This window comes from Veillonella sp. VA142 (genome assembly GCF_003992135.1).
Lineage (GTDB): Bacteria > Bacillota > Negativicutes > Veillonellales > Veillonellaceae > F0422.
Window position 1 is genome coordinate 38722 of record NZ_RQVN01000014.1, and the last position, 9139, is coordinate 47860.

Below are 9139 nucleotides of genomic sequence, written 5' to 3' on the forward strand. Positions count from 1 at the left end.
ATTATCTACTGTAAGGGCGGATGCGAATATCTGTACCTAACATAATATTAAATTGGTACCCTTCACGAATGGTTCCTGTTGGCGGAACTTCTGAATTTTGCTTAGTCTGATCTGAAATTGTTTGTAAAATTTCAGCAGTAGCAAGGCGAAGGGCTTCTTTAGCAGGACTTTCTTCTTGAGTATTAGAATATCCAGAGCTTGTTCCGTTGGAACTTGTCATTTGAGATTGAGATGTTGTTTTTGAGTTGTTAGATACGGAAGAAAGAACACTTGCCAAAATACTGCCAGAGAAAATACCACGGATTTTTTGCCAACTATGGGTAGTATATTTATCTTTAATACCAGATTGGCCAACTCCATCAATAGCTCCATAGTCTGGGAGTTCAATATTATGTCCATTAGGGAAAATCACCCTATGGAAAGATAAGTTTACACGAGTACCAATAAAACCAGTAGGTTCACCAATCAGTTTTGATCCAGCTGGAATGAGTAAGTTTTCCCCTGTCACAGAGTCATATACATTTTGACGAACAACAGCAATAACGGGAGTATTCATGTTATCAGTTACAATTGTTGTAAGTAATGTAGATGGAATAACAGTTCCAGCTTGTAATACCTCGTTAGCTTTTACAATTTGATTAGAAGTATAGCCAGATGGCGTAGCAGCATAACTAGAAGAACCAAATACGACAGATATACCTAACATAGCTAATACAGGAAGTGCTTTTTTATTTAAAAATTTCATAAATTCACCCCCTTATTTAACCACAGAAATATAATTATCTTTGGAGTAATTATTGTAGTAATCGTTGGCATTTTCTACTGTTGTATTCGATGCAGAAGTAGCTTCTTTTTTATCTTCTTTTTCTTGTTTTAGAGTAAAAAAGATAGGACTTCTTGAGCCATCTAAATCTTCTTTAGCACGAGTTTTTACTTGAGCTTTATATTCATTTCTAGCTTCTTTAGCATCTTCTTTTGCTTCTTTTTCTTCATCACTTAATACAATCGGTTGCGGCTGACTAGTTGCCACTACAGTATTTGGATTCACGCTAGAAGTTGCATGTACATCCCCATGCTCGTGGAAATGATCATGGTCGTGATCATGGTCATCCACTCCTTCTTCATTTGCATGTTCATGACTATCCATTTGTTTTTGATTAGAAGAATTAGTAGATTTTGCTTTTTCTAAATTATTTAGTTTATCACTTGTCAAAGAAGCCGTTGAAACATTTCCAGAATCTTTATTAGTATTCGATTTTACGGTAGAATCATCACCGCCACTCATAACGGCAAAAATTAACACACCAATAACTACGGCAGCAATAGAACCGAGAAGTAAGTTATTTACTTTTTTAGGAGCTTCTGATTCAGGTTCAAGGGACAGACCTTGAGAATCTTGAACTAATTCATCAGGTTCATTCTTTTTTCTAAATAAATTTTTAATTTTAGATAACATCATACGCCCCCTTAATTTTTATCTATCGCTGGTAATACCATCGGAGAAGTAGCTGGTGCACTAGGTAGCTCCATTTGACTAGGTGTATTCATAGAACCAATATCTGCTTCTAGTTTTTGAATCATCTTATCTATTTCTTCATTACTGATAAGTTTAGTAGATTCTTGTTGTGGAGCAACTTGAGGTTGTTGCGTATCTCGAATAAACTCTTTTTGTTCTTCCACGTGCTTTTTATGCTCTCTTTCAGCTTTACCTACATAAGTGTCTTTAAAAGTTACTGTTTCTGCTTGTGTATTACTATGTAATAACTTTAATAACGGTTCAGGTTGCATTTGCTTATTTAACTCAATTTTATCTGGAGAAGGAATTGTTTGTTGTTTCTCATCTTTTGTAATCATGAGATATGAGTTTTGATTAAATACTAATTTAATAGCTGGCATAATCTTATCTACTTCTAATACATTTCCTTTTAACCGATAATTCACTAATTGAATTTTATTCTTTTGGAATTTGTCATAAGAATACACGGTAGGGAAGTTATCTTGTACATTTTCTGGAAGTTCAATGTATGTTTTTGTTCCATCATCAAATACAGATTTTGGCAAGAAGTCTTGAGGCACGTGATGGTTCTTTTTCACTTTATAATTAATATATAAAGCTCGATTTGCAAGAGCCTTCTCTTTTTGTTCTTGAGCTTCTTTTTGCAATCTTAATTGTTCTTGTTTTTCTAAATAATCTGCTTTATCTTCATTAGGGAAAATAAAAGCTACAGAGTATTCGGTTTCGTTTGTAGAATTAACGAGTAATCTATAACTCCGTTTATCCGTATTAATGATAAAGTTTGTTCGTAGGTCGCTTGCTAGTGGCTTAATATATACATGTTGAATCCCACCTACTACATCATGATCTACGCTCCATTGAGTACTGTTACCAGTAGCAATTTTTTGTAATACTTCATTAGGGCGTAGTTGAACATCTGTTATATACCCAACTCTTGTATTTATTTCAAATTGCTTATATTCGCCATAGGTGTATACATTAGTAACACCATCACGATAGGTCGGATAATATTGTGTACCTTCAGCAAATGTTGTAGAACCTAATGCAGTAGTTAATGCAAAAGCAGCGAGAGCAATTTGTAATGATTTTTTCATTATTTATTCACTCCTTCAGCTACATTTTCTTCGGTTACTGTAAAGTCAGTAATAAACAATCCGTTAGGATTTGTTTCTAATAATTGAGGGTTAGAAATTGATTTCTTTTCTAACTTATAAATTCCAACATATTGCTTAGGTTTTTCTTTACCAAAAGTTTCTTTCCAACGGATTTGATAAGTATCTGAATATCCAGATACACGATCAAAAGAAAGAATTTCTACTTTATTTACACCTTTAGCAATACTCTTTTCAATTTCTGTTACATAGAAATCTTGGAATTTTTGAGCAGCACCTTCTGTTAAAAATGTAGTTGCAGCTTTTAAACGTTCGCCAAGTACTTTTTTGTCATTGGGTACGCTACGAGTATCTACTACAAATTTCTTTAAGAAATACGCAATTTCTGCGGAAGTAGTTTCACGCTTTACCTCTGTCAATGCACCTAATGAATGAGCGTATCCAGTTTGTTCATCCACATTAATTACATACGGAATAAATGTGGAACGTGTAGCTACATACGAAGCACCAGCAATAGCAATGACACTAGCTAGTCCTAAACAAAGTGAAACTCTTTGCCATGTTCTAATGGCTCGATCTTTTTGTGACAAGATATTGGCAGAAATGACAATTCCTGCATCTTGTGATTGTTCTTGTAATGTTGTACTCATTACATCTCCTCTTCTAAGATAATTTCAGGATTTGGACATTTAGTAAATAGAGCATCTTCCAATTTATCTTCTAATATGATTAAAGCAAAAAATCCAATATTAAGGGCAGCCGAAATATATCCAAGATACAATGGGTCATCTAATAACCATTCAAATTCTTGTGAAAAAAATAAAATTATAAAAGATAGACTAAGTAGTATTGCCATAAATATGCCTTTTAATACTAGAAGAATTTGTATCCATAATAGAAGATTGGATGTTGAAAGATTTTTCATATAAGCCTCCTATTTCATAAATATCACCTCATTTTTGAGAAACTATATAAAAACAACCTATCCAGAGAAAACGACTACATAGCAAAACTCAACTTTAATGAAAAGTAAGAAGATTTTATTGAGTAAAATGTATAAGAACTGGATAGGTTATTTTTATTTGTTTGTGTGTGTATAAAGGATTGTTAAAAGGATGCCTCAAACGGAGAGAATGTGAAATCTCCATTACAAATCAATTACACGTAAAAAATCAAAAAAGAGAATAACATAAAAATATTATTGATTTCTTCAATCAGCCTATCGAAGATATTAAAGAAAAAATCAATACCTTACCTACTGAATTAATTACTTCCAATCAGCCTATTGATACATCGTGTAAAGATATTAATGACTATTTAATAAAGCATTGGTCTTAATCCGTTCATATTAATCAAATATTTGTTTTTAGTGTAATTACGATAGAAAGAAAGACATCTGAACTTAGATAGGGTAGGTTTCTATCATCTGTAATCTTGAGGCACATTTATTGTAACATTAAAATGAACAAAAAGCAAATTTATTTATATAAAAAAATAAAAATGTTTAAAATTAAGTAAAAATAGATATTCAATTAAATATTTTGTTCACAAATTGGATTAAAAATTGTATAATAAAGAAAAGACTTAGGGGAAAAACGTGCGAATGCACGTTTTCGAGTGCCGACAGGCACTCTTAAAAAATATAGAATGCCCATTTACACAGATACCCTTCATTAGAAACAAAAAAATAAATTTTTGGCTAATGAAGGAGTATCTGTAATGGGCTTTTCTACGAAAAGAAATAAAACGTACCGTTTTATAGTCAGTATCTATATGGATACTGACCCATCCGCCCTACGGTACGTTGGAAAGGAGGTTACATGGCTACTTATTATTGCAGTATGAAAGTTGGCAATAAAAATACAGGTGCATCAGCATCAGCACACTTCGATTATATTAACCGTGAAGGTAAATATAATACTAGAGATGAAGATCTTGTTGCTACTGGATCTGGTAATTTACCAGAGTTTACTGATGGCGATGCAAAAGAGTTTTTTAAAGCATGTGAACGTCATGATATTAGAACGCACAGAACTATCACATTTACGCTTCCAAATGAATTACCAAGAGAAGCACAATTAGAAATTGTAGAAGAATACCGCAAAGTAGTAGCCCCTAACCTACCATATGCTTATGCTATCCATGAAGTAGATAGTGCTATTTATGGAGAAAAAAATCCACATTGTCATCTTATGTTTTCTGAAAGAATTGTTGACGAAAGAGTTCAACATTTGGGCGAAGAAGATTTTTTTGCTAAACGAGGAAAAACTATACATGGCTATGAATATGGCGGTAGTGTAAAAACTAGAATGTATGCTGGAAAATCTAAAACGAAACAAATTTATGAAATTCGACAAACATTAGCAGATATTACAAATAAAAAATATGAAGAATACGGATTAGATATTCGTATTAGTGCAGATACACTTGCAACACAAGAAAAATCTGCACAAAAAAGTGGTGAAGTAGAAGTAAATTTACCAGAACAACCGACCTTTCCAAGATTAAGCCGTGAGATGTTTCACAAGTATAAACATGTGATTAAAGAGGCTGTTGTACAAATGGAAAATACAAAGGTGATGGAAGTTCCTGAAGAAGTAAAAGAACGTATTTTGTACGAGCAAGAACGTATTTTGACTAAAGAATTAAAGAAAAATTTAGGAGAGTATAAAGAGAATATTTTAGATAATCAAGAGGCAATGAAATATGCTGTTAATGCTCTTTTAAAAGAACGTCAAATTGTGCAAGATGTGTTCTATTCTCCATTCCATCGACAAGATTATTTTTCCTACAGTGTAGAAGGTATTGAGATACAAAATACTACACAGGAAGAAGCAAATTATACCTCTTTAACAGCAAGAGAGGATCTTCGTAATGCTGAAATTGATTACATTTATGGAGAAAAAGAATTACATCGTCTGTTGAAAGATACAAAAATTGCTATACGAAAAATTGATGATGAAATCAATTATCTAAGAACTATGAGTAATGAAAAATTACAAACTATGATACTAGATCAAGAGTCTAATGGGGAATATTCTTATACATTACATAAAATCAATAGAAAAGAAGCATTGATAGCTCATTATGAAGAAGTAAATAAAGAAAATGAGGCAATACTACATCGTAAAGAGCTTGAAGAATTGTATAGGGATAAAGAAAAGTTAGAAATTGATGTATCGGCTCAAAAAGAAGAAGTATTAGAAAAAATAGAAGAACGTGTAGAAATATTGGAATCTTCTAAAATGAATTTGGAAGATTTATTAGAAACTGCACAACAAGTATCTAATTATGAAGAGTTAGAAACTATTCATCAAGAAGAATTGACAGAACAAGTTGTAGAGAAAAAACATGAACGTTTATCTGAACAAATAGATAAAGCTGCATCGGATCAGGTAGAAGCAATTGAACAGGCAAGTAAAGAACTTACTCCTGACGACAAACTCAAATTAAAAATTAGAGATAGATTATTAAATGAAGCAACTAATGGAGAATATGGAAAACTAAAAGAAAAACTCCGCTCAAAAGAAAGTTTAATTGAATATCATAAAAATAAAACAAAAGATATAGATCAGATGTACAAAGTAAAATATGAGGCTGACTACTTACGTACACAAATGCGAAATATAGAAATGGAATACGTAACTCCTGCATTAGAAAAAGAAGTAGAGGCAGAGTTTAACAAAGTAAAACAAAAACAGAAAGGAGTATATACGAAATCTAAGAAAAAATTAGAAAAAATTGCCAATAGTAAGCGAGTAAATCCTAAAACTAAACATAAAGCATCAAAAGTGTTAACGGCAATTAATAAATTAACTAGTGGTGTATCTAATATGCCAACTAATATAAATAGACCAGCACCAATTAGAGGGCAACGTGGGTTGCATGCTGATCGTATTCACGTAGAAGATGATTTGATTAGGTAAAGGAGACATGATATGAGTGATTATTCTATGAATGAAGATGAATTTTTAGATGCCTTTAATGGCATGCAAAAGGAACGTGGTATACATATTAGACCTGCATATAATCGTCTGTGGGAACAAGTAGAACATAAACCTATCGAAATGCAACGAGAGTTAATGAAAGAAACTTTTGATGACTATGAAGTAAACTATGAAAAAGATGGATTTGTATATACAGAAGCCTATAAGCAATCTGCTGAACTTCGTGATGAAATCCAAGATAAACTTCAAGAATATAATCAAAATATCATTGATCAAATTAATGCTCAATTGGAACTTGCTAAGGAAGATGATATGGAATTAGGGGCAGATATGCCACCAGTAGAACTTGCTAAGGAAGAAGATTTAAATAATCCAGAGTTATTAGAAAATTTTGCTATTAACGTATTAGGTGAAAATTATGGAAGAGCTGAAGAGCAAGAATTAGAAGATACTTCTAAAGAAGAAGTGGTTGTACCTGATGAAATTGAAGATGAAGATCTTCGACAAAAAGTTAGAGCGGAAGCAAATGAATTATTTAGTGCTTATGTGGCTTATGTAAAAGAACCTAATGAGAAAAAATTACGTCAATTAAATACTAAAATTAAGGAATATAACAAAGACGCTCAAACTTTAAAAGATAGAAAACCAATTCCAGAATATATTGGTGAAATCCATAAAAAAGAATTGGCGGGTAAAATTGATAGATCATTCCTAACACATGCCATTCAGGATATGAAAGCCGATCAAAAAGCAGTTATACATATGTATTTAATTAATAAAAATATTTACGCAGAAGATGTAGCAAGAGTAATCCAAAAAGCACATACTGAAAAATTAGATGCCACTGATATGTTTAAAGAGTTTAGCAAGATTGCCAATGAAAATAAACGAACTAATGCAAAAGAATTAAAAGAAAATGGTCAATCCATGGGAATTTAATAAAGTAGGTATATATAATAGAGATTTCTAATTGCAGTGATTTTGGGGAAATAAATAGGAAGGTGACAGTATGAAACGAATAAAGCCAAGGCGAAGAATAGTTAATATTAAAAATTGTGGAGATATAGAAATAATTAATGACTTTACAGGGAGAGTTATTGATCATTGGACTCATTGGTTGCAATATAAAGGTAGACCTTGTAGGGATTGGCAAATTTGGAAAGCTAGTGATTTAGTATACAACGGATTTAATAAAAGATACCAGTATCGTAAAAAAATTGTAAAGAGTGGTAAAAAGAAAAAAGAACAGGAATTAAAAAAATTGAAAAATATAGCTTAGAAAAATTTATAAAAAATTGTGGGATACAAAAGGAAAATGGATAGAGAATTTTAAAGGAGAGGAGGAACTTTATGAGTATGAATGATGTAGAAGAACAATTTATGTTATTAAAGGTAAGAACAGAAGAAATGGAGCAGAAAATAGCTCAATTAGAAGAAGCATTACAGAATGCACAATCAAAAAATAATGAGTTACAAGCCGAACTTAATTGTATGAAAGAACGACATAAACATTTGGGCTGGAGTAGATAAAATGAGTAAAAATAATTAGAAAGAGGTAGATAGTATGAACGTATCAAATATTCATGGTTGGATGTTATGGGTAGAACCAGAAAGTTGGGAACAGAATACGGAAATTTATGTGGTTTATGATTCATTTGAAAAAGCAAAATCTAAACTAGAAAGTACTTATAAAAGAATTATTAATAGAGACATTTCTAGAGATGAATTAATGGACATATTTTCTGGAAGTATACCAACAATACTAACAAAACAAATTTATATTATGGAAGTAACTGGATATATTCCTGGTGTAGATGTTGATGTATTTTTAGATAGTCAAGATAAAACAATGATTGATGATACTGATGGGAAAGCATATATCGTTGAGGTTAATGAAACAAAAAAAGAAAAATTACAACAAAAATTACAGGATGCCTATGAACAGTGGCTAAAAGAAACAGGATTATTTCCAATACATTGGGAAATGATACCATGGGTAATTGTAGACGTTGAAAAGGAGTTATATATAAGTGAAAAAATTAAATTATCTTAAAAATGAATTAGGTTGTAAAACAAATGAGGATTTAATTAACTTTATGTTAAAAAACCCTAAGCATCCAAGAACTATTGAATTGAAAGAAATTTTACAATTTTTAAAACTAAATGAGGGTAAAAATGAGTGGAAATAAATCAATTTATGAACTTTTTGGAAAAATATTACAGAATACTAAGCAGGAACTTGGGTGTAAGACAAACGAAGAGTTACTTGACTTTATGTTAGAAAATCCTAAAGATCCAAGAACTAGGAAATTGATAGAAATTATACAGTTTTTAGAGCTATGAAGGTAAAAAATGAGTGAATATAAAACAATTTATGAACACTTTGGATGTAACTCCAAAGAAGAATTATTTAAAGAGTTAGAACTTGAATCTCCAAAAGTACAAGAGTTAATGGATTTATATAAACTGGTTAATGATAAAGCGAATATAACATTAGATGAAAAAGATGTTGTAGATGATTTTATTCGAGAGCATAATTTATACCCACCAGATGATACCAATAT

Annotated in this window: 13 protein-coding genes; 8 read left to right on the plus strand and 5 right to left on the minus strand. The window is 31.4% G+C overall.

Features of this window, described 5'->3' with window-relative positions; translation table 11 throughout:
- Position 1: 1 nt before the first annotated feature.
- Genes EO117_RS06495 through EO117_RS06515 form a run of 5 tightly spaced genes read right to left on the minus strand, consistent with a single transcriptional unit; the run spans position 2 to position 3553 of the window.
- Positions 2-745, minus strand: a complete 744-nt coding sequence (locus EO117_RS06495) for a TrbI/VirB10 family protein (RefSeq protein WP_126939669.1) — start codon at positions 743-745, stop codon at positions 2-4.
- 12 nt (positions 746-757) lie between these two features.
- Positions 758-1456, minus strand: a complete 699-nt coding sequence (locus tag EO117_RS06500) for a hypothetical protein (protein WP_126939670.1) — start codon at positions 1454-1456, stop codon at positions 758-760.
- Between the two features lie 11 nt (positions 1457-1467).
- Complete coding sequence (locus EO117_RS06505; protein WP_126939671.1) at positions 1468-2610, minus strand: TrbG/VirB9 family P-type conjugative transfer protein; 1143 nt, start codon at positions 2608-2610, stop codon at positions 1468-1470.
- On the minus strand, positions 2610-3278 hold the full coding sequence (locus tag EO117_RS06510; RefSeq protein WP_126939672.1) for a type IV secretion system protein: 669 nt from the start codon (positions 3276-3278) through the stop codon (positions 2610-2612). Before EO117_RS06510 ends, EO117_RS06505 begins: the two co-directional genes overlap by 1 nt.
- Positions 3278-3553, minus strand: coding sequence for a hypothetical protein (locus EO117_RS06515; protein WP_126939673.1), 276 nt, complete (start codon positions 3551-3553; stop codon positions 3278-3280). The genes EO117_RS06510 and EO117_RS06515 overlap by 1 nt, the downstream gene beginning before the upstream one ends.
- An 895-nt stretch (positions 3554-4448) precedes the next feature.
- On the opposite strand from EO117_RS06515, the gene EO117_RS06520 reads away from it, so the two are divergent.
- From EO117_RS06520 to EO117_RS06545, 8 genes are all read left to right on the plus strand, one after another.
- The gene (locus EO117_RS06520) at positions 4449-6554 is read left to right on the plus strand and encodes a MobA/MobL family protein (protein ID WP_126939674.1); all 2106 of its coding nucleotides are present in this window, start codon (positions 4449-4451) and stop codon (positions 6552-6554) included.
- Between the two features lie 12 nt (positions 6555-6566).
- On the plus strand, positions 6567-7514 hold the full coding sequence (locus tag EO117_RS06525) for a hypothetical protein (protein WP_126939675.1): 948 nt from the start codon (positions 6567-6569) through the stop codon (positions 7512-7514).
- Positions 7515-7584: 70 nt separating this feature from the next.
- On the plus strand, positions 7585-7854 hold the full coding sequence (locus EO117_RS06530) for a hypothetical protein (protein ID WP_126939676.1): 270 nt from the start codon (positions 7585-7587) through the stop codon (positions 7852-7854).
- 71 nt (positions 7855-7925) lie between these two features.
- A complete protein-coding gene (locus tag EO117_RS06535) occupies positions 7926-8105 on the plus strand; it encodes a hypothetical protein (RefSeq protein ID WP_126939677.1) in 180 nt (59 codons plus the stop codon).
- Between the two features lie 34 nt (positions 8106-8139).
- A complete protein-coding gene (locus tag EO117_RS06540; RefSeq protein ID WP_126939678.1) occupies positions 8140-8628 on the plus strand; it encodes a hypothetical protein in 489 nt (162 codons plus the stop codon).
- Positions 8606-8764, plus strand: coding sequence for a hypothetical protein (locus tag EO117_RS09235; protein WP_164727512.1), 159 nt, complete (start codon positions 8606-8608; stop codon positions 8762-8764). Before EO117_RS06540 ends, EO117_RS09235 begins: the two co-directional genes overlap by 23 nt.
- Complete coding sequence (locus EO117_RS09240; protein WP_164727513.1) at positions 8751-8918, plus strand: hypothetical protein; 168 nt, start codon at positions 8751-8753, stop codon at positions 8916-8918. The genes EO117_RS09235 and EO117_RS09240 overlap by 14 nt, the downstream gene beginning before the upstream one ends.
- A 9-nt stretch (positions 8919-8927) precedes the next feature.
- On the plus strand, positions 8928-9139 hold a 212-nt coding region (locus EO117_RS06545), incomplete at its 3' end, for a hypothetical protein (RefSeq protein WP_164727514.1).